Source organism: Bifidobacterium intestinale (assembly GCF_023656765.1).
Classification (GTDB): domain Bacteria; phylum Actinomycetota; class Actinomycetes; order Actinomycetales; family Bifidobacteriaceae; genus Bifidobacterium; species Bifidobacterium hominis.
In genome coordinates, this window is record NZ_JAMOKR010000001.1 from 592141 (window position 1) to 613834 (window position 21694).

At 57.4% G+C, this 21694-nt stretch carries 18 protein-coding genes; 4 read left to right on the forward strand and 14 right to left on the reverse strand.

Translation table 11 applies throughout. From position 1 onward, the window contains the following. Window positions 1–19: 19 nt before the first annotated feature. The 6 genes from NBH13_RS02630 to hisS all read right to left on the reverse strand — a co-directional run bounded on the left by NBH13_RS02630 (window position 20) and on the right by hisS (window position 6973). On the reverse strand, window positions 20–778 hold the full coding sequence (locus NBH13_RS02630) for an amino acid ABC transporter ATP-binding protein (protein ID WP_171842644.1): 759 nt from the start codon (window positions 776–778) through the stop codon (window positions 20–22). 179 nt (window positions 779–957) lie between these two features. Further along, on the reverse strand, window positions 958–1092 hold the full coding sequence (locus NBH13_RS08670; protein WP_255298649.1) for a hypothetical protein: 135 nt from the start codon (window positions 1090–1092) through the stop codon (window positions 958–960). A 176-nt stretch (window positions 1093–1268) separates the two neighbouring features. Next, entirely contained in the window at window positions 1269–2033 is a 765-nt protein-coding gene (locus tag NBH13_RS02635) for an amino acid ABC transporter ATP-binding protein (RefSeq protein WP_004223673.1), read from the reverse strand. Beyond that, window positions 2030–3583: an ABC transporter substrate-binding protein/permease gene (locus NBH13_RS02640; protein WP_250778814.1), complete on the reverse strand. Its 1554-nt coding sequence runs from the start codon at window positions 3581–3583 to the stop codon at window positions 2030–2032. Before NBH13_RS02640 ends, NBH13_RS02635 begins: the two co-directional genes overlap by 4 nt. A gap of 158 nt (window positions 3584–3741) precedes the next feature. After that, window positions 3742–5541 (reverse strand): aspartate--tRNA ligase, encoded by a 1800-nt coding sequence (aspS, locus tag NBH13_RS02645; protein WP_033501290.1) that lies wholly within the window; start codon window positions 5539–5541, stop codon window positions 3742–3744. 40 nt (window positions 5542–5581) lie between these two features. After that, on the reverse strand, window positions 5582–6973 hold the full coding sequence (gene hisS / locus NBH13_RS02650; RefSeq protein WP_144164737.1) for a histidine--tRNA ligase: 1392 nt from the start codon (window positions 6971–6973) through the stop codon (window positions 5582–5584). Between the two features lie 116 nt (window positions 6974–7089). On the opposite strand from hisS, the gene NBH13_RS02655 reads away from it, so the two are divergent. Beyond that, complete coding sequence (locus NBH13_RS02655) at window positions 7090–8526, forward strand: DUF349 domain-containing protein (protein ID WP_250778816.1); 1437 nt, start codon at window positions 7090–7092, stop codon at window positions 8524–8526. 242 nt (window positions 8527–8768) lie between these two features. On the opposite strand, the gene NBH13_RS02660 is transcribed toward NBH13_RS02655, so the two are convergent. After that, window positions 8769–11330, reverse strand: coding sequence for an ATP-dependent Clp protease ATP-binding subunit (locus tag NBH13_RS02660; RefSeq protein ID WP_144164741.1), 2562 nt, complete (start codon window positions 11328–11330; stop codon window positions 8769–8771). 140 nt (window positions 11331–11470) lie between these two features. Between NBH13_RS02660 and NBH13_RS02665 the strand changes: the two genes are divergently transcribed. After that, window positions 11471–12487, forward strand: a complete 1017-nt coding sequence (locus tag NBH13_RS02665; RefSeq protein ID WP_099570772.1) for a universal stress protein — start codon at window positions 11471–11473, stop codon at window positions 12485–12487. An 85-nt stretch (window positions 12488–12572) separates the two neighbouring features. Here the strand turns inward: NBH13_RS02665 and NBH13_RS02670 are convergent, their stop codons facing one another. The 5 genes from NBH13_RS02670 to NBH13_RS02690 all read right to left on the reverse strand — a co-directional run bounded on the left by NBH13_RS02670 (window position 12573) and on the right by NBH13_RS02690 (window position 17717). Then, window positions 12573–13697, reverse strand: coding sequence for a DUF3027 domain-containing protein (locus tag NBH13_RS02670; protein ID WP_144171472.1), 1125 nt, complete (start codon window positions 13695–13697; stop codon window positions 12573–12575). A 3-nt stretch (window positions 13698–13700) separates the two neighbouring features. Beyond that, on the reverse strand, window positions 13701–14090 hold the full coding sequence (locus NBH13_RS02675) for a cold-shock protein (protein WP_003836539.1): 390 nt from the start codon (window positions 14088–14090) through the stop codon (window positions 13701–13703). 156 nt (window positions 14091–14246) lie between these two features. Then, window positions 14247–16076 (reverse strand): HAMP domain-containing sensor histidine kinase, encoded by a 1830-nt coding sequence (locus NBH13_RS02680; RefSeq protein ID WP_099570774.1) that lies wholly within the window; start codon window positions 16074–16076, stop codon window positions 14247–14249. A gap of 12 nt (window positions 16077–16088) precedes the next feature. Beyond that, window positions 16089–16820 (reverse strand): response regulator transcription factor, encoded by a 732-nt coding sequence (locus tag NBH13_RS02685; RefSeq protein ID WP_003836535.1) that lies wholly within the window; start codon window positions 16818–16820, stop codon window positions 16089–16091. Between the two features lie 3 nt (window positions 16821–16823). Next, window positions 16824–17717 (reverse strand): TPM domain-containing protein, encoded by an 894-nt coding sequence (locus NBH13_RS02690; RefSeq protein ID WP_250778818.1) that lies wholly within the window; start codon window positions 17715–17717, stop codon window positions 16824–16826. Between the two features lie 83 nt (window positions 17718–17800). On the opposite strand from NBH13_RS02690, the gene NBH13_RS02695 reads away from it, so the two are divergent. Further along, the gene (locus tag NBH13_RS02695; RefSeq protein ID WP_003836531.1) at window positions 17801–18091 is read left to right on the forward strand and encodes a WXG100 family type VII secretion target; all 291 of its coding nucleotides are present in this window, start codon (window positions 17801–17803) and stop codon (window positions 18089–18091) included. A gap of 129 nt (window positions 18092–18220) precedes the next feature. On the opposite strand, the gene groL is transcribed toward NBH13_RS02695, so the two are convergent. Together groL and NBH13_RS02705 are read right to left on the reverse strand one after the other, a co-directional pair. Further along, complete coding sequence (gene groL / locus NBH13_RS02700) at window positions 18221–19837, reverse strand: chaperonin GroEL (protein WP_099570776.1); 1617 nt, start codon at window positions 19835–19837, stop codon at window positions 18221–18223. A gap of 273 nt (window positions 19838–20110) precedes the next feature. Then, entirely contained in the window at window positions 20111–20812 is a 702-nt protein-coding gene (locus NBH13_RS02705; protein ID WP_099570777.1) for a LytR C-terminal domain-containing protein, read from the reverse strand. Window positions 20813–20979: 167 nt separating this feature from the next. Between NBH13_RS02705 and NBH13_RS02710 the strand changes: the two genes are divergently transcribed. Next, the gene (locus tag NBH13_RS02710; RefSeq protein WP_099595442.1) at window positions 20980–21690 is read left to right on the forward strand and encodes a uracil-DNA glycosylase; all 711 of its coding nucleotides are present in this window, start codon (window positions 20980–20982) and stop codon (window positions 21688–21690) included. Window positions 21691–21694: the final 4 nt, after the last annotated feature.

Consider the following 21694-nt stretch of genomic DNA (forward strand, 5'->3'; position numbering starts at 1 on the left):
CTTATTCCCGTCAGTCATTTCAGTGGGTGAGAATCTTCGACAGGAAGTCCTTGGCACGATCGGTCTTCGGATTTTCAAAGAAGTCCTCCGGCGTGCTCTGCTCAAGAATCTGGCCGTCGGACATGAACACGACCTTGTCGGCCACCTTGCGCGCGAAGCCCATTTCGTGGGTCACGCACAGCATGGTCATGCCTTCGTGAGCCAGCTCCACCATGACGTCAAGCACTTCGTTGACCATTTCCGGATCAAGTGCGGACGTCGGTTCGTCGAACAGCATGACCTTCGGCTGCATGGCGAGCGCTCGGGCGATGGCGACACGCTGCTGCTGACCGCCGGAAAGCTGTGACGGCATCTTGGAGGCTTGGGAAGCCACGCCCACGCGGGCAAGCAAATCCATGGCGAGATCCTCGGCCGCCTTCTTATCCATGTGGCGCACCTTGATCGGCGCAAGCGTCACGTTTTCAAGAATGGTCTTGTTGGCGAACAGGTTGAACGACTGGAACACCATGCCGACCTCGGCACGCAGGCTGGCGAGCTCCTTGCCTTCCTGAGGCAACGGCTTGCCGTCGATGCGAATGTCGCCGGAATCGATGGTTTCCAAACGGTTGATGGTGCGGCACATGGTGGATTTGCCGGAACCGGATGGACCGACGATGACCAGCACCTCGCCCTTCTTGACGGTGAGGTTGATGTCCTTGAGCACATGCAAGTCACCGTAGTGCTTTTCAACGTGGGTCAATTCGACCAGCGGGCGGTCGCTGTCTTCCGTACCCGGCATGATCGGGCGCGTCTCTTGCGTTTCTTTGATATCTGTCATACGGATAGTATATGAAAGCCATGTTTCTGCGGCTGTTACCACCCCCTGACGTGCTCGAAATGTGAGACGACGTTGTCTCAAAATGCATCATAGCGCGTTATCGACCGCAATACCGATATCTTGAGCGCCGTACGTGGCAGCTACCACCATCGTGGCAATTCGATAGCCAGCACCGCTATTACGAACAATACAACCACCGCACCGAACACCACTCGTTCGGGCACCTTGGATTTGAAACCATCCACAACGCGACGCCACGTATCACCAATGCTCATGCATACCAACGTAGGAACGCCAAGCAACGAGAAAGAGCCGAACAGGCGAACGCAAGATGAATTTCACCCTACATTCGCCTGTCTTTTACATGCAGATTCGTATGACCATCCGTCACACGATCGCAGCATTTCATCCGCGATCAGCGATTAAGCAATCGCCGGGGCCAAGAGAGCACTCAGAGCACTTTGGAAAGGAACGTCTTCAATCGTTCGCTCTTTGGATGGTTGAAGATCTCGTCCGGAGTGCCTTCCTCCTCGATCACGCCGGCGTCGGTGAAGATCACGCGGGTGGCCACTTCGCGGGCGAAACCCATCTCGTGGGTCACCAGCACCATGGTCATGCCGTCTTCGGCCAGCTCACGAATGACTTCGAGCACATCACCGACCATCTCCGGGTCAAGCGCCGACGTGGCCTCGTCGAACAGCATGACCTTCGGACGCATGGCCAAGGATCGTGCGATGGCAACACGCTGCTTTTGACCGCCAGACAACGAGCGAGGCATGACATCGGCCTTTTCGGCCAATCCCACGGTTTTCAGCAATGCCATCGCATGTTCACGCGCCTGCTCGTCGGTTTCCTTGTGCACCAGTTTCGGCGCAAGCGTGATGTTGTCAATCACGCTCATGTTGTTGAACAGGTTGAAATGCTGGAACACCATGCCAACCTGCTCTCGAACCTGGTCGATGTTCACATGCGGATCACCCAGATCATGACCGTTGACCACGATCTGGCCGCTGGATGCCTGTTCAAGTCCGTTCAGGCAACGCAACATGGTGGATTTGCCGGCACCAGACGGTCCGATGATACAGATCACCTCGCCCTTGCGTACCGTAAGATCGACGCCTTTGATGACTTCCATATGACCATAGTTTTTATGCAGATTCTTGACGTCGATGATCACTTCGCCATCATTGTTGCCGTGATTGCAGTTCTCGCTCATCGATTCACCTTCCTGTCAACGATATTGGCCAGCCATGTGAGGATGGTGATGGCCACGAAGTACATCACACCGACGATCAGCAACGTTTCGGTGACGCGGAAGTTCGCCGCATACAATTGCTGCGCCTGATACAGCAATTCACCAAAGCCGATGGCCAGCAGCAGCGAGGAATCCTTGATCATAATGACCAGCTGGTTGATGATCGACGGCATGGCGATTGCAGTGGCCTGAGGCATGATTACACGCGCCATGGCCTGATGATGGTTGAGGCCAAGCGAGCGTGCTCCCTCCATCTGACCAGAGTCAACGGACTGCACGGCGCCACGCACGATCTCCGCCAGATATGCGCCGGAATTGAGCGACAACGTCAACGCACCTGCAACCCAAATGTTCACACTGTGTCCGATAAGCTGCGGCACACCGAAATAGAAGAAGAACGCCCACACCAGAATCGGAGTGCCGCGGAACACTGCGATATAAACCTTGGACACGCCTCTCAGAATCTTGTTCTCCGATACTTTCATCAAGCCGAAAGCAACACCCAACGCCAGTGCGATCACAAACGACAGCAACGTGATCAACAGCGTGTTCTTCAGACCAGTCAGCAAAGCCGGCATCGACTGTTTGACCAGACCAAAGAAACCGACCTTCTTCTGCGCCTCACCGTCGGCACCGTTGTCGGTGACCTTGCCGGAAATCGCCTCGACCTGTTCCTTCGCGCCATCGGCACCCAAATACTGTGCGACAATCGTCTCATACTCGCCCGAAGCGATGAGCTTGTTCAGACCATCGTCGATGGCGGCCAGCAGATCGGCGTTCTTGCCTTTGTTCACGGCCATGCCGTATTCACCATGCGGCACCTTCGGAGTCACGATCTTCAAACCGTTGTTTTGGGAAACACCGTAGGCAAGCACCGGATAGTCGTCGAACACGGCATCCGCATTGCCGGATTTGACCATCTCGTACATGGTTGATGACTGGTCCACGGAAGTCACGGTGTAGCCATACTCGTTCGCATGCTGCTTGGCGTAGGATTCGCCTTCCGAACCGGTTTTCGCAACAACGGTTTTACCGTCAAGATCCTTGTAGCTGGTAATACTATCGTTGTTTTCAGCGATGGCCATTTGAATGCCGGACTGGAAGTAAGGATTGGAAAAATCGTAAGTCGCCTTGCGTTCGTCGGTGATTGACATGCCTGCGATCACCACATCCACCTGATTGGAACTCAAAGCCTGCAATGCCGCATTGAAACCCAATGATTGGATGGTGACTTCGAATCCTTCTTCTTGGGCGATGGCACGAATCAGTTCCATATCGATACCGGTCATCTTGCCGTTCTCCCGATATTCGAACGGTGCGAACGTGGTATCAGTACCAACCGCGTAGGTTTTGCCCTTGACTGCGGAGGGATCTCCGACTTCGGCGGCGTTAGCACTGGCTGGGGATGCGACGAGTGCACTCACTGCCACAATCAGTATCATCGCCAACGCGAGAAGTCGCATCCAGACACCATGAAAATCATGTTTTTCCAACGATTGCTTCAAATTCATACTACAGATTCAGTTCTTTCTCATAATATTTCAGATACTCATCTTTGCTCCACCATACCGGCAGCAAGAGAAAATAGACAACGCAAACAATAAAAACAGGCTGTCCTTGCACGGTCTCTCATGCAAAGACAGCCTGTCATCTCAAAGCGAAAACGCTATCAGTCTTCGTCTTCTTCCGGATCATAATCAACGCCGGTTTCCGCACGCTGTTCGTCGGAAATCGGAGCCGGAGCGCCGGTCAGCGGATCACGACCGCCGCCAGCCTTCGGGAAGGCGATGACGTCGCGGATGGAGTCAGCACCAGCCAGGATAGCGGCGGTACGATCCCAACCGAGAGCGATGCCAGCGTGCGGCGGAGCACCGTACTTGAAGGCTTCAAGCAGGAAGCCGAACTTGTCGGCAGCCTCTTCAGGGGTGATGCCCAGCACATCGAGCACACGATCCTGAATGTCATCACGGTGGATACGCACGGAACCGCCGCCCATTTCGTTACCGTTGCACACGATGTCGTAGGAATCGGACATGGCGTGTTCCGGATCCTTGTCGAAGGTGTCGATCCAATCCTTGGACGGCATGGTGAACGGGTGGTGCATGGAAGTCCACTTGGAGTGGCCGACCGCCACATCGTCATCATCCGGATCGTCGGCGGCCTTGAACAGCGGGAAGTCCACAACCCAGGTGAACGCGAAATCGTCGGGCTTGAGCAGACCGGCACGATCAGCCAATTCCACGCGCACGGCACCCAGCAGCTCCTGAGCGGAGGTGCGGCGGCCTGCGGCGAAGAACACGGCATCGCCGTCTTCCGCGCCAACGGCTTCCTTCAGGCCAGCGCGTTCCTCTTCAGACAGGTTTTTGGCAACAGGTCCCTTGAGCTCGCCGTTCTCAGCGAACACCACGTAGGCAAGGCCCTTGGCGCCACGCTGCTTGGCCCAATCCTGCCAAGCGTCGAACTGGCGGCGAGGCGTGGCTGCACCACCCTTGAAGAGCACCGCGCCGACGTACGGAGCCTGGAACACGCGGAACGGAGTGTTCTTGAAGTAGTCAGTCAGCTCGATCAGTGGATTGCCGAAACGCAGATCCGGCTTGTCGGAGCCGTACTTATCCATGGCTTCCTGCCAGGTGATGCGCTGAATCGGCAGCTGGATCTCATAGCCTGCAGACTTCCAAATGGCAGCGATGACCTTTTCGGCCATGGCCATCACATCTTCCTGATCCACGAATGCCATTTCCATATCAAGCTGGGTGAACTCCGGCTGTCGGTCGGCACGGAAATCCTCATCACGGTAGCAACGCGCCAGCTGGTAGTAGCGTTCCACGCCAGAGACCATGAGCAGCTGCTTGAGCAACTGCGGGGACTGCGGCAATGCGTACCAGGAACCCGGCACCAAACGGGCCGGCACCACGAAATCGCGGGCGCCTTCCGGCGTGGACTTGATCATGGTCGGAGTTTCGACCTCTTCGAAGCCCATCTCCTCCAGAGCGTGGCGTGCGGCCTTCGACATCTGGGAACGCAACTTCAGATTGCGCTGCATGGACGGACGACGCAGATCGAGATAACGGTACTTGAGACGAACTTCCTCACCCGGCAGCTTGTTCTCGGACTCGTTCTCCAAAGCGGTGGACACCTGGAACGGCAGCGCATCGGACTTAGCAAGCACCTCGATGCTTTCGGCAACGACCTCGATCTTGCCGGTGGCCAGATGATCGTTCTCATTGCCGTCCGGACGCAGGCGGACCTCGCCTACAACCTGAATCACAAACTCGGAACGCAGCGGACGTGCCATGTCCTCGTCATAAATGACAACCTGCACCAAACCGGTGTTGTCGCGAAGATCGATGAAGGCCACGCCGCCGTGGTCGCGACGACGATCAACCCAACCGGAGAGCGTCACCTTCTGACCGACGAGTTCCTCGGTCACTTCGGTTGCATGATGTGTTCTATAAGCCGTCTGGCTCATGCTTCCCCTATTCCTTATTCTCTTGTGAAGTCTTGTGATTTCAGGCTTCTACAGTAACGGTTTGCTGGGCATACACAGTATCCGGCTCCCAAGACTGTACGTCGGCCGGATGCTGGTCACCTGTGATAATGTTCTTGACTTCATCCGAAGCGTCTTGCGCGGACTCGTCTGCGGGGAACCACACGTATGGTATGCCGAGCTTGTCGGCATACTTGATCTGCTTGCCGAGCTTGGCTGCGGTCGGAGCCACGTCAGCGGCGATGCCACGGGCACGCAGCTGGTTGGCAATCAGATTGGACGCGGAACGGTCCTCCTCATTCCACACGGCCACGAGCACAGAAGCCGGGGACACACGATTCGCGTGGGCACCGGCGGTGTGCAGCATGTACGAAACCAAGCGGGACAGGCCGATGGACAGGCCCACACCCGGGTACTTCTTGCTGCCTTGCGATGCGAGGTTGTCGTAACGACCTCCGGAGCAGATGGACCCGAGCGAGGCCGCACCGTCAAGGAACGTCTCATACACGGAACCGGTATAGTAATCCAAGCCGCGAGCGATCTTCAGATCCGCAATCACGGAACCCGGGCGAATACGAGCGGCCTCGTCAACAATCATCGCCAACGTGTCAAGCCCCTGACGTGCGAGCGCATACGCCTCGGAATCATTGGCGATGTCGTGCTTCTCGCACAACGCGTCGAACTTGCTGGACAGCTCCGCACCATCAGCGGCGGTGAGCTCCGCGAGCTCAAGGCACGCACGAGCCTGATTCTCGTTGGCTCCGCAACCTTCCACCAGCAGCTTGGCCACTTCGTCGGCACCGATTTTGTCGAGCTTGTCGATCTCACGAAGCACGCCTTCGATGTCGTTCAGGCCCAAACCACGGTAGAAACCTTCGGAGAGCTTGCGGTTGTTCGCATGCACGGTGGCCTTCGGCAGACCGAACTCGCGCAGACGTTCCAAAGCCGATACCATGACCAGCGGCAACTCAACCTCATAATGATCCGGTAGATCACCATTGCCGATCACATCGATATCGGCCTGCACGAACTCGCGGAAACGCCCTTCCTGAGGACGTTCGCCGCGCCAGACCTTCTGAATCTGCCAACGCTTAAACGGGAACGCCAAATCACCCGAATGCTCAACGACATAACGGCTCAGCGGAACAGTCAAATCAAAATGCAGACCAAGACGATCTTCAATCGGAGTGTCGGACTCATGACCGACCTCCTGAAGACGGCTCAGCAAGTAAATCTCCTTGCTGGTTTCGCCTTTTTTGAGCAGGCTCGAACCCTGCTCAACCGCACGAGTTTCAATGCCTATGAAGCCATTGAGCTCGAATACTTCACGGAGCGTGTCGATAACACGCTGCTCCACAACACGTTCAGAGGGGAGCCACTCTGGAAATCCTGAAATAGATGCGCCTTTTGCCACGATTCCCTATAATAAATGAGGTTGCGGAAAATGCATCGCGTTTTTCAGGCTTTGGAAGCACGTTCGCATGATTCGCATCCCCTGCACTACATGAAGCTTACTTAAAGGAGCTGGCCATGGCCGACGAGAATGTCACCGCGTCCGAGAACATTAATGAAACCACCGAGCAGGCGACGACGCCCGCAGTCAAGGCCAGCAAACCGGCCGTTCCGAGCCCTGCTTCAATGAAGCCGCACGCTCCGAGCCCTGCGGCCTTCGCCAAGAAGGCTCCGCAGCACACCGCCCCGGCGGCAGCGTCCACCGGATTCTCCGATGCTGATGTAAAGGCCGCCGAAGCGTTCGGCCGTGTCGCCGATGATGGCACCGTGTTCGTCAAGGACGGCGAAGAAGAACGCGAGGTCGGCCAGTTCCCTGACGTCTCCAAGGAAGAGGCGCTGGCCCTGTATGCCCGCCGTTACCTTGATCTGAAGGCCAAGCTGGACCTGTTCGCCAACAAGCTCAAGTCCAATGGTGTGAAGTCCCGCGAAATCGACGAAACCATCAAGGCGTTGTCCGCGGAAACCGAACAGCCGGCAGTGGTGGGCGATCTGGCCGCTCTCAAGGCCCAGTTCGAGGCACTGAAGGAGGAAGGCGCAGCCAAGAAAACTGCGTTGACCGAGGCACGCAAGGCCGCCATCGCCAAGGCTCTTAAGGAGCGCACCGTCATTGTGGAGAAGGCCGAAGCATTGGCTGATTCCCTTGACGAAAACACCAACTGGCGTTCCACTGCCGACAAGTTCCGTTCACTCTTCCAGCAGTGGCAGGAACACCAGCGCAACAACATCCGCATCGACAAGGAAGACGCAGATGCCCTGTGGTCCCGCTTCTCCGCGGCCCGCACCAAGTTTAATTTCGCTCGCCGCAAGTGGGTGCAGAGCCGTGACGAAGAACGCAATTCCGCCAAGGCGGCCAAGGAAGCCATCATCGCGGAGGCCGAGGCGCTTCAGGATTCCACCGCTTGGGTTGAGACTTCCCGCAAGTTCACCGAGCTGATGGATCGTTGGAAGAAGGCCGGTCGTGCCGGTCGTCGTGATGATGACGCCATGTGGGAGCGTTTCCGCGCCGCCGCAGACGCATTCTTCAACGCGCGTCAGGCAGATCGTGATCAGATCAGCTCCTCTGAGAAGGAGAATCTCGCCAAGAAGGAAGCACTGCTGGTCAAGGCCGAGGCGCTTGTTCCCGTCAAGGATGAGGAAAGCGCCAAGCAGGCTCGTCAGGCCCTCGCCGCCATTCAGGAGGAATGGGATCAGATCGGCTATGTGCCACGCGACGAAGTACGCCGCATCGAGGGTCGCCTCGACGCCGTCGACAAGCAAATCAAGGCTGTCGAGGATGCCGCGTGGAAGCAGTCCGATCCGGAAGCCGACGCCCGCAAGTCCTCCTTCGAGGAGCAGCTCAACGCACAGCTCGCCGAGCTTGACGCGAAGATCGCAGCCGAATCCGATCCGAAGAAGAAAGCCAAGCTTGAATCCGAGAAGGCCACCAAGGAGCAGTGGCTGAACGCCATCAAGTAAATTCCCTGGATCCGACGACTGTATCAAAAAGGGCTGGTATGCGACGAAACCGTTGGCATACCAGCCCTTTTGCATCTTTCATATTATGCGATTTCATATATGGCTTCACATGACGAAAGAACCGATTTGCATCCGCGAATGCAGTCATATGAGATTCCAATAATAAAAACAAGGTCCTGAAACCTTTCCCAAGATTTCAGGACCTTTCGTTGTTGCGACTACAACGTGCCAGTTTGATCTGTTTACTCGGCGGATTCCGTCGATTCGGTAGGTGCCTCAGCTTCAGCCGGTGCAACTTCAGCTTCAGCAGGCTCTGCATTCGGCTCTTCGAACGTCTCACCGGTAAAGGTGAACTCGCCCAGAATGCCTTCGCCTTCCGCGTCGACCTTCACGCGCTGACCATCTTCGAGTTCGCCCATCAGGATCTTCTCCGAAATGGCGTCTTCGACGTCGCGTTGAATCACGCGACGCAGCGGACGCGCACCCAGCAACGGATCGAAGCCCTTCTGCGCGAGCAGATCCTTGGCAGCGTCGGTAAGCTCGAGCGACATGTGGCGATCGAACAAGCGTTCATTGAGCTGCTTGACGTCAAGATCGACGATCTGACGCACCTGTGGCTCGGTGAGCTGCTTGAACACGATGATGTCGTCCAGACGGTTCAGGAATTCCGGACGGAACTGCTGCTTCAGCTCCGCGGAGACCTGATCCTTCATGCGCTGGTAGCTCGACTCAGTGTTGACGCCCAAGTTGAAGCCGGTGTTGGCGGCCTTGGCGATGTCACGAGTACCAAGATTGGTGGTCAGAATAATGATGGTGTTCTTGAAGTCCACCTTGCGGCCCTGCCCATCGGTCAGGTGACCATCATCCAACACCTGCAGCAGCGTGTTGAAGATATCCGGATGGGCCTTTTCGATCTCATCGAACAGCACCACGGAGAACGGCTTGCGACGCACCTTCTCGGTGAGTTCGCCGCCCTCTTCGTAGCCGACGTATCCCGGAGGAGCACCAAACAGGCGCGAAGCCGCATACTTCTCGGAGAATTCGGACATGTCGACACGAATCAGCGCGTCCTCGTCGTCGAACAGGAATTCGGCGAGCGTCTTGGCCAGCTCGGTCTTGCCAACACCGGTGGGGCCGGCGAAGATGAACGAACCGGACGGACGCTTCGGATCCTTCAAGCCAACACGTGCGCGGCGGATGGAACGGCTCAATGCGGACACGGCCTCATCCTGGCCGATGATGCGCTTGTGCAGCTCGCTTTCCATGGTCATGAGCTTCTTGGACTCGGCCTGGGTGAGCTTGAACACCGGAATGCCGGTGGTCTGGGAAATCACTTCGGCGATGACATCCTCATCCACGACCATCTTCACGTCGGATTCGCCTTCACGCCATGAGGATTCCTTCTGCTTGCGCTCGGATTCCAGCTTCTCCTGCTTATCACGCAGCTCAGCGGCCTTTTCGAAGTCCTGATCCTTGATGGACTGGTCCTTCTCTTCGGCAAGCTTGGCGATCTTCGTGTCGAGTTCCTTGAGTTCCGGCGGAGCGGTCAGTCGACGGATGCGCAGGCGCGCGCCAGCCTCATCGATCAGATCGATGGCCTTGTCGGGCAGGTGACGGTCCTGAATGTAACGACTCGACAGCTCGGCCGCGGCCTGCAACGCGCCGTCGGTGATCGTCACATGGTGGTGGTTCTCGTAACGGGAACGCAAGCCCTTAAGGATCTCAATGGTCTCGGCAATGCTCGGCTCATGCACCTGGATCGGCTGGAAACGACGTTCGAGAGCCGCATCCTTCTCGATGTACTTGCGGTACTCGTCAGTGGTGGTAGCGCCAATGGTCTGCAGCTCGCCACGGGCCAGCATGGGCTTCAGCATGTCGGAAGCGCCAAGAGCACCGTCTGCTGAGCCAGCGCCCACAATGGTGTGGATCTCATCGATGAACAGCACGATATCACCGCGGGTCTTAATCTCCTTGAGCACCTTCTTCAGGCGTTCCTCGAAATCGCCACGGTAACGCGAACCAGCCACCATGGAGCCCAGATCCAACGAATAGACCTGCTTGCCCTTCAACGTCTCCGGAACGTCGCCGGCGTTGATCTTCTGCGCCAAGCCTTCGACCACGGCGGTTTTGCCGACACCCGGCTCGCCGATCAGCACCGGATTGTTCTTGGTGCGGCGGCTCAGCACCACCATCACACGCTCGATCTCACTCGAGCGGCCAATCACCGGATCAAGCTTGCCGGAAGCAGCTTCGGCGGTCAGATTGCGGCCAAACTGGTCAAGAATCGCGGAACCGGTCTGGTTGCGGCGATCCTGTACGCCACCGGCGTTGGCCAAATCACCCTTGCCGTCGCCCTTGCCATCACCGGAATTGCCACGGATCAAGTCGATGGTGGCGCTGCGCAGTTCGCCAAGATTGACATCCATCTTGATCAGCACTTGAGTGCCTACGCCTTCGCCTTCATGAATCAGACCGAGCAGGATATGCTCAGTGCCGATATAGCTGTGCCCCAGCTGCAACGCCTCACGCAGCGACAGCTCCAACACCTGCCTGGCATGCGGGGTGAAGGGAATGTGGCCGTTCGGCGTGGCATTCCCCTTGCCGATCATCTCTTCGACCTGTTTGCGGGTGTCATCCAAGGTCACACCCTTTGAGGCCAGCGCCTTGGCTGCAACGCCGTCACCCTCGCGAATCAGGCCAAGCAGCAGATGCTCGGTACCGATGTAGTTGTGCTGGAGGGTACGAGCTTCTTCCTGCGCCAGCACGATCACGCGCCGTGCACGGTCGGTAAACCGTTCGAACATGCTTGTCCTTCCACTCTTGTTAGTCCTTCAACACTCTACCGATTCGCGGTGACGTTTGCTTCATCCGCGCGTAAATTGCGCTTTCGACGCAACCGAACGTATATGCTTGACATATAGCAACGACCAAGGAGGTCACCAAGATGAGCGACACCACCCTAAATGCGGCCGGTTCCGGATCGATCGCAGACACTCGTCTCCATGATATCGTCGTCGGCGTTGACGGTTCCGACGAATCCTTCGCCGCATTACGCTGGGCGCTGAACGAGGCATCGCTTACCGGCCAGCAGGTCAATGCAGTGTTCGCCTGGTCCCATTCCTGGGATATGGGATCAGAGCCGGAAGACGAAGAACAATGGGCCGAAGTCCGTCATGATATCGCGCAGAAGCTTCGTGACTGGGTTTCCGAGGCTTCGCAAGGCATGACCATCAATGAGGATCATGTCAAACTCACATCGGTCAAGGCCACAGGAACATCCGCATTGCTGGAGATAGGCAGGGACGCGCAGCAGATTGTGGTAGGACGCCGTTCCCTTGGCCGCGTAGCGCGCTGGTTCCTCGGATCTCTTTCAGCTTCGCTCGCCGAAGCTGCGGAGGTTCCGGTCACCGTGGTGCGCATTCTCGACAACGAGGAATCCAGCGTGCAGGATGCCATCGCCAATGCGCTTACGCCCTCGGAGAACACCGTGACATACGACCTGCCGGGTTCCCCGCTGCCAAGAAGCCAGCGTCCGATTGTGGTTGGCGTCGACGGATCGGAAACATCGCGACACGCCCTGCGGTTCGCCATCGATCTGGCTGCGCTGCATCACGCTCCCCTGCAGGTGATGTTCTGCTGGCAGCTGAAAGATCTCGGTGTCATCGAAGGGTATGAGAACGCCATCGCGCCAATAGCCGTAGGTCAGGAGCGTGCGGAACGCATTCTTGACGAGCTGCTCGATTCGGTGGAGATTCCCACGGCCGGCATTCCCGACGATTTCCAGATCGAATCGCACGCCTTCCATATCTCCGCGGCGAAGGGACTGATCGCAGCTTCCCGTTACGCACGCCATTTGGTGGTCGGTTCCCGCGGACTGTCTGGATTGGATGCGCATTTCCTCGGTTCCGTTTCCAAACAGATCGTCAATTTCGCCGATTGCACCGTCACCGTCGTGCACTAAGCATTTGCAACGTTTGCAGATAGGGGAGAAGCCCGCCCCCCAAGTTGGGAATGCGGGCTTCTCCCCTATCTGCAGTAAAACCGGATTATTCGGCTTCCGAATCGTTTTCAGGCGTCTCTTCGGCTTCCGAATCCTCGTCACCGCCTAGCTCAACGGTGGCTTCCACTTCAGGTTCGTCCTGCGGGGCCGTGTGTTCGAGCACTTCTTCCTGATTCGCGTCGTCATCCACGGTATTGGCTTCGATATCGGCTTCGGAGGCTTCCTCCTCATCGTTCGGATTGTTGCTTTCGTCCACTGACAACCGTTCGATCAGTTCGACGGAACTGCGCTCGTCACGCGGAGCCTGCGCGATGATGTCGATATGAAGATCATCGAAGGCCGGCTTCGACTGCACCCACAGATGCGACGGTTCCGGAGGCTCGATCTCGGAATGCTCGCCACAGCCATGGTCGATGGACACGACACGACCGTCATCAGGACTCCACTTGTTGGCGCACACGCCGAACAGGAGGTTCAGCTCGCCTTTCAGGGGAATGAAGAATCCGCACGTCGAGCACGGATTGCCATCCGACGTCTTGGTGGACAACGACTTCGGTCCACGTGGCCCCTCATACCAACGTTTCGCGGTCTGGGAACGTCCCAAAGACGTAAGCACGTGTCGGCGGGACAGGTCGAATTCCTCAACCGCCTCGTCGATATCCTCTTCGGAAGTCACCGATGCTGCAGCGCTCTCGCCTTGCGAGCCGGCAGCCCCGTCAGCGTCCGTCTCGGCATTATCGCTGGCATTCGTCGTTTCGGCAGACTCCGCATCGGAAGAAACGTTTTCGCCCGTCTCAGCAGGTTCCGTCTTACGGAACCCCTCCTCCATACGGGGATCGTCGGGATCGGTGCCGATCGAATCGGTCACCGCCAAGTCGGTCGGTTCGAGACGATCCTTCCACGGAATCCATTCCGGTGGACGCAACGCCTTGTCGGTAGGCACCAACGACGACTCATTGACCGTCCAATGATCCAACTCGACATCGTGATACAACGTCACCGACCACTGCCATCCCTCATACCCGCGCACGCGAGTTTCGAAACGAAAATCAGTGACGTTGTCTCCCAAATCGATGGCTTCGACGAAGTCGCCGACCTGACTATCCTCATCGGCGACTTCAATGGCCGCCGCTTGAGCGATCGCCCTGGGATCCATTGTGGTATCGGACATGAATTATTCCTGTACGTCGAAGTTGTCGGCCACGGCACGCATCAGCGTGGCCAGTTTCTTGCTTTCGGCCGGCGACGGGTAATGATGTCGGCGCAGTTGGTTTCCGGCGGAATCCAGAAGCTTGATGAGATCCTCCACGATGGCGGCCATATCATCCGGCTTCGGTCGCGTCGCCTTGACCAGAGACGGAGCGGACGCGACGAGCGTAAGGCCCATCGCCTGCGGGCCACGGCGGCCCTCCACCACGGAATACTCGACCTTTGCGCCCTTACGCAACGTCTTCACGCCCTCCGGCAGGGCAGCTGCAGGCAGGAACACATCGGCGCCCTGCTCGTTCTGAATAAAACCATAGCCTTTGTTCGCATCGAACCAACGAACGCGTCCGCTAGGCATTGTCACCTCACTCTTACGTAATCCACATACCTTCGGGCAAGCGAAAGAAAACCGCTCACCGATTACAAATCAAAGATACAGTTTAGCGCAAGAGGTGGGATATATACCATCTCTTGCGCCAATAACCGTCAAATCAGGCCTTTTCAGGCGTTTGCATCACTGCTTTTTCGACCTGCGGCCCCACTTGTCACCCTTGCGTTCGTCACTGGCCTGCGTCAACGGACGCGGCTCCACCGGAGCCACCGGAAGCACCACCGTCAATGTCAAGCCGGTTCCCTCGCTGCCGGAAGCGCAGATGAAACCGTGATGCGCCTTGACCACGGATTGCGCGATCGCCATGCCAAGGCCGGTGCCGCCCTTCTGCCGAGCTCGGGACGGGTCAGCCGTATAGAAACGTTCGAAAATCTTTGAACGCGCCTCGGCCGGAACGCCGGGACCATGATCGCTGAAGCGAACGATCGCATAGTTCATACCCACCTGCATCGACTGCCCGACTTCGATGGCTTCGACCAAGTGACGCAGCGACTGCTCGTTCGACGGCATGCGAGACAACGACTCCGGGCTGATGGAAGCCGGCAACACGCCCATCGAAACCTCCACCGACGAATCGGCCGGCGTATAGCGGTGGATATTGCCAACGATATTGGTCACCACCTGACGCAACCTTGAAGCATCGCCCGTCAGCGTAATATCCGGCATCTGCCCCGGTTGGAACGTCAACCTCGCGGGATTGTTCATATCTTGCCCTGGCTGCAGCACCACCTGGCCGCAGGTGATGCCACGATTCGGATCAAGCGCATGCAAATCGTCGGCAGCGTCCTTCACCACGGAAGTGAGCTTCACCTGCTGGGTGATATCGATGCCACGACCTTCGTCAAGACGCGCCAAAGAAAGCAGATCCTCCACCAACACCGTCATACGCGCGCTGGACGCCTCGATATGCGCGATGGACTCGTCGGCACGCTCCAACGCCCCCGGCATGTCACGCTGCATTTTGTAGAGTTCCGCGTAACCATGAATCGCAGCAAGCGGGGTACGCAATTCATGACTGGCGTCGGAAACGAACCGCTTCATCTTCTCAGTCGTTTCCTCCTGCGCGTGGAAGCTTTCCTCAATGCGCGTCAGCATGGCGTTCAACGACATGGACAGCGAACCGACTTCCGTGTTCTCCGGCAAGTCGGGAACGCGCTGGCTCAAATCCCCTGCCGCGATCTTCGCCGCGGTCTTTTCGATACGTTTCAACGGAGCAAGCGTGCTTTGCACGACGATGGTGCCGAGGATGACGCCGATCAGCACCACTGCGATGCCGACCATGGCGCAGAACCGCGTCAACGTGTTCGCGGTGTCAATCTGGTCGCTGAGAGACAATCCGATGAACACGACGCCACTGTTTTTGACTTCACCGGTTTTGCTTTTCTCGCTCCAGGGCAACGCCACTACACGCCATGGCGACTGCGCGGCCTGCATGATGGAATGATCTGGCATCCGACTGGTGGTGACATGCACCACCGCCTGCGTGGTGAACGGCTCTCCTAGCGTAACCCCATCGATACTGCCGTCGGAGGGCAGGCTCGGCTCGGATACCACGCCCTCCCGAAGCATGGGCACCGATCCCGCTCCCGTACGCCTGTATTCGCTGTCACGTACCTCAACATAGTACGTGTTCACCAAGCTCCTGCCATCTTCGCTTGTAGTGCTGTCCAGCGAATCCATGCTATTGAAGATCATCTGCGCCTGATTCACCAACTGATTGTCGGTTTTCTGCAGCAGATAATTGCTTACAAGTGTACGAATGGAAAAGGAAATACCAATGGTGCCAATGGTGAGCAGCACAATGATGCAGGTGACCAGCTTGGTACTCAGTGGAATGGCCTGCACCTTCCTGCCGATCCGCCGACGCAAGGGCACACGTTGCGGACACGGCTGGGCGGCGTTCTTCTGCGCGTTCTGCGGGTCAGCTGACGGCTGACGGATATCCTGACTCATCGTAGGAACCGTTTAGTTCTTCGGCGCGCGAATCATGTAGCCGATGCCACGCTTCGTTTCGATGAGTGGAGCCACTTTGCGCTTCTCGCCGTTCTCATCCTCAACCGTAAGGCCGTCGACCTTCTTACGCAGGTAGGAAATATACGATTCAACGATCGCAGCGTCTCCGCCCCAATCATACTGCCACACGTGATCCAGAATCTGCGCTTTCGAAAGCACACGTCCCTCGTTATCCATCAGATAACGAAGCAGCTTGTATTCGGTGGGGCTTAAGTCGATCGGCTGGCCGGCGCGGGACACGTCATGCGAATCCTCGTTGATTTCCAGATCGGCGACGCGAATGATCGGATCGTCTTCAACCTGCTCCTGGGTACGGCGCAGGATGGCGCGGATTCTCGCGACAACCTCCTCAAGACTGAACGGCTTGGTCACGTAATCATCGCCACCCACGGTCAGGCCCATGACTTTATCTTGCGTATCGTCACGAGCCGTCAGATACAGCACCGGCGTGGTGATGCCCTCTTGACGAATGCGACGAGTCACCGTAAAGCCGTCGATATCCGGGAGCATCACGTCAAGCACGATCAAATCAGGCTGTATTTTTTCGATAACCTCGATGGCCTCGGATCCCGAAGCCGCGGTATTCACTTCAAAACCGGCGAAATGCAGGGACGCCACCAGCAGTTCGCGGATGGACGGTTCGTCATCAACAACGACAATGGATGCTTCAATAGGCTTGCTCATGCCTTAAGCATCACTCTTTTCACTGGATGTTTCCTGAACGGATTCTGAATCTTCCTTTGGCGTCGGTTCCTTATCAGGCGCATCAGCGAACGGCTCGTCATCAACGCTCCACGCCTTCACCGGCTCGGAACGCATGGTAACCACGGCATGCCTCCCCGCATGCTTACGGACCTTACGCTTGATGACGCCACGTTTGCGCAGAATATGGAACACCACCATAATCACAATCAGCAACACCAATACGGCGATCATGCCGCCAACACCCAACAGCACCGTCTGCGACGACGTCGAGGTCTTCTTCTGCACTACGATCTGATCCATCATATCGGTCGCGGACTTCGACCAATTCGGGGTGCTTTCCATCAGAGGTTTCTGCGCGGCATCGGAAAGCGCATCGACGGTCGACTTCTTTTTCAGCCATTCGTCGGAATTCGATGACACGGCAACCACCAGATTGCCGTCATTCGAAGCGACCGCCAACAACACCGTATTCGGCTTCGGATCAAGCGATTCCAACAATGCACTCGCCCATTTCGCAGGTTTTTCGTCGCTGTTGAAGCTCGCCAGATACAGCAGACGCACGGAAACCCCGGTTTCCTGCTTCGTTTTGCTGATGGCGTCCGTGATTTCAGCGACATTCGATCCGAGCAGATTCTGGGTGTCAGTGATGTTTTCAGTAGCCGTGATGCCGGTGCCGGTACCCTCATCCGCATTGCCGACGGGAGTTATCCACATCATCGCAGTACAGCACAATATCATGGCAAGAAGCGCACAAAGCGCTTCGTTCCAACGATTTTTAAAGTTTTTCCCCTGTTGCGACACGCCGGTAGGGCACGAATTCGGCCATCCTCCGACCACAACCCTGGTTTTTTCGTTCATCGCGTTCACTCTTGCCATACAGTCCACATTACCGTTCGGATGCGTCAAGCATGAGGAACGGCGAAAACCATCATACAAAACGTAGCAACGAAAGGATCATCATGGCACAGTATCAGGTGGACAGCGAACAGATTCAATCCTCAAGCGCGGCAGTGAACGCCTCCATCCAAGCGATTCGTCAATCGGTGCAAGGCATGTACGCCAATCTCAACAATCTGCAAAGCGTTTGGCGCGGCGGAGCCGCCACGCAATTCAATGCGGTGGCGGAACAATGGCGGGCAGCCCAGCAGCAGATGGAGCAGTCGCTTGAATCGATTCAACATGCGCTTTCGCAAGCGTCCATGCTCTATTCGGAAACCGAAATGCAGGCGTCGCGTCTGTTCGCGCAGTAGCGGCAGATGCTTCCGATACGGTCAAAGCAGTAGCAGGCACAAAGAGAAGCGGAGCCCGCCTCCACCTTGGGAAGCGGGCTCCGCTGATAGCTTTTCGCTTATGCCGTTAGGCTTTGCCGAACCTTTGGATCAGTAGCCCATGTCAGCACCAGCGGCCGGAGCGGCTGCCGGCGGTTCCGGCTTGTTGGCCACAACAGCCTCGGTGGTCAGGAACAGACCAGCGATGGAAGCTGCGTTCTGCAGAGCGGAACGGGTGACCTTGACCGGGTCGGTGACACCGGCAGCCAGCAGGTCCTCGTACTCGTTGGTTGCAGCGTTCAGGCCCTGGCCGTCAGGCAGGGAACGGACCTTGTCGATCACCACATCGCCAGACAGGCCAGCGTTCTCGGCGATCTGCTTGATCGGAGCTTCGATGGCGCGGAACACGATCGCCGCACCGGTTGCCTCGTCGCCTTCGAGCTTGACGTCGTTCTCGGCCTTGGCAGCAGCCTGAACCAGAGCGACACCGCCGCCCGGCAGCAGGCCTTCTTCGATGGCCGCCTTGGCGTTGCGCACGGCATCTTCGATGCGGTGCTTGCGTTCCTTGGCCTCGACTTCGGTAGCAGCGCCAACCTTGATGACGGCAACGCCGCCAGCCAGCTTGGCCAGACGCTCCTGCAGCTTCTCGCGATCGTAATCGGAATCGGTGTTGGCGATTTCGGCACGAATCTGGGCCACGCGGGCAGCCACGTCTTCCTTGGAGCCGCCGCCGGCCACGATGGTGGTCTCATCCTTGGAGACGATGACCTTCTTGGCGGTGCCGAGCACGGACATGTCGACGGAGTCGAGCTTGAGACCCAGTTCGTCGGACACGACCTGTGCGCCGGTCAGAATGGCCATATCCTGCAGCATGGCCTTGCGGCGGTCACCGAAGCCCGGAGCCTTGACGGCGCAGGACTTGAAGGTGCCGCGGATGTTGTTCAGGATCAGGGTCGGCAGAGCCTCGCCGTCGACGTCCTCGGCGATGATCAGCAGCGGCTTGCCGGTCTTCATGACCAGTTCGGCGATGTGCACGACGTCCTGCTGGGAGCTCACCTTGCCGGAGGTCAGCAGGATGTACGGCTCTTCAAGCACTGCGGTCTGATCTTCGGCGTTGGTCACGAAGTACGGGGCGATGTAGCCCTTGTCGAAACGCATGCCTTCGGTGAAGTCCAGATCCAAGCCGAAACGGTTGTTGTCTTCAACGGTCACAACACCATCCTGACCGACCTTGTCCAGCGCTTCGGCGATCTTCTCGCCGACTTCCGGATCGGCTGCGGAAATCGTTGCGGTGGCAGCAATCTGGTCCTTGGTCTCAACATCCTTGGCAGCTGCGATAAGCTCCTTGACGATAGCCTCAGAAGCCTTCTCGATACCACGACGCAGAGCGATCGGGTTGGAACCGGCGGTGACGTTCTTCAGGCCTTCGTGCACCAGGGACTGTGCGAGCACGGTTGCGGTGGTGGTGCCGTCGCCAGCGACGTCGTCGGTCTTCTTGGCGACTTCCTTGACCAGTTCGGCGCCGATGCGCTCGTACGGGTCATCCAAGTCGATTTCCTTGGCGATGGAAACGCCATCGTTAGTGATGGTCGGAGCGCCGTAGGTCTTGTCGAGAACCACGTTGCGGCCCTTCGGACCGAGGGTGACCTTGACGGTGTCAGCGAGCTTGTCGAGACCCGCGAGCATTCCCTGACGAGCTTCGTCGTCGTATGCAATGATCTTTGCCATTGTTCCTCCACATATGGCTACACGGTATTATTCCCACTTTCGAAGCGAAGAACGCACCAGCCGTCAGCTGCCAGTTATCACTCTCACTCCTCGAGTGCTAATTGGCAGATTAGCACTCTCAGGACGAGAGTGCCAAACTCAATGTCGATGGTTGCGCTGTAAGCAAGAAACCAAACCTCATAAAAAACGCCATAATCATTGGAATTTCAAGGAAACAAAAAGCCTTGCCCCCCACGAGGAGAACAAGGCTTCACATGTTTGCCACGGCGTTTTTCAGTCCAGCAACACCACGACGATCGGCGTGACAAGCCCATTACTCTGCTGAACATTCGAGATTCCCAAGGTCTGGGCGACATTCTCGGCGGTGGCCTTATCGGTTTCGTTCTGATACCAAACCACGGTCTGCGAGGGAACGTTTCCCGTCGGATTACTGGCGGAAACGCTGGTGTACCCGGCTTGGGTCAGCACATCGACCTTGCTCTGCGCATAACCGGTGATGTTCGTCGCGTTCACCACGCGCACCTCGGTGCCCGTGTTCACGACCTGCTGCGCAGTAGCGTTATCCGTCTGCTCGGCATTCTGTTCGGCGTTTTGCTCGTTTTGTTCGCTTTGCTGCGAGCCGGTCGACGAATCGGTATTGGATGCGTCCGCCTCATTGCCAGAAGCGGAGTCGGATCGGGACTCGGACTTGCTCTTGCCGCTCTTGCCGCTCTTGGCGCTCTTGGCCTTTTCGGCACTTGAAGCAGTCGAACTCTCCTGCGACGACCACGGCATCTTCAGATTGTTGATCTCACCCGAGTAAACGCCCCAGAACAGCAGACCAGCAAGCAGCGCCACGATGATGACAATGACGTACGGCACGGCACGGGACGCCGCAGAACGCGCGCCACGGTGAACGCCCATAGGCCCCGACGGAGGATTATCGTACACATCCTTCTCGTAGGAATCGTAGGTCTCCTTGTCCTGCTTAGCCATATTGCAAACCTCGTTTCTCACACACTTATCTGCCAAGTGTACCGACCACCTCAGTCAGAACGCAATCAAACCGCATTCCCACCCTATTCCGCACGTTCGTGAAACCATCCCGTGAAAACCAGACCATGCCAACCGTCTGGACCGCAACACGTCGTACAGTAAGGTTCATGACACAAGCGCACATCAAACCATTGAAAGACCTCGTGGAGTCCGGATGGGCGGACGCCCTCGCCGAAGTCGAGCCACAGGTGCACCACATGGGCGATTTTCTCCGAGGGGAGATCGCAGCCGGACGCCGATACCTTCCGGCTAGCGCGAATATTCTACGCGCGTTCACCATTCCGTTCGACAGCATCAAGGTGCTTATCGTAGGACAGGACCCCTACCCCACCCCCGGACATCCGGTGGGACTGAGCTTCTGCGTGGCACCGGAAGTCAAGCCGATACCTCGCAGCCTGACCAACATATACAAGGAACTGACGGATGATCTCGGCATCCCCATGCCAGCGAACGGCGATCTGACGCCTTGGACGAACCAGGGCGTCATGCTGCTGAACAGGTGTCTGACCGTCGAAGCGGGCAAGCCCGGCAGCCACCAAGACAAAGGATGGGAGATCGTCACTGACGCTGCGATCAGGGCGCTCAACAACCGCTGCAATCCCGACGGCAGCGTCAAACCCTTGGTCGCCATTCTGTGGGGACGTAAGGCGCAAACGTTGGAGCCGCTGCTCACCAATGCGTTCATCATCAAGTCGCCCCACCCAAGCCCCATGTCAGCACGATATGGATTCTTCGGATCCAAGCCGTTCTCACGCGCCAATCAAGCGCTCATCGCCGCAGGTGAAAAGCCTGTGAATTGGTCCCTTCCGTCAGCTTAACCCG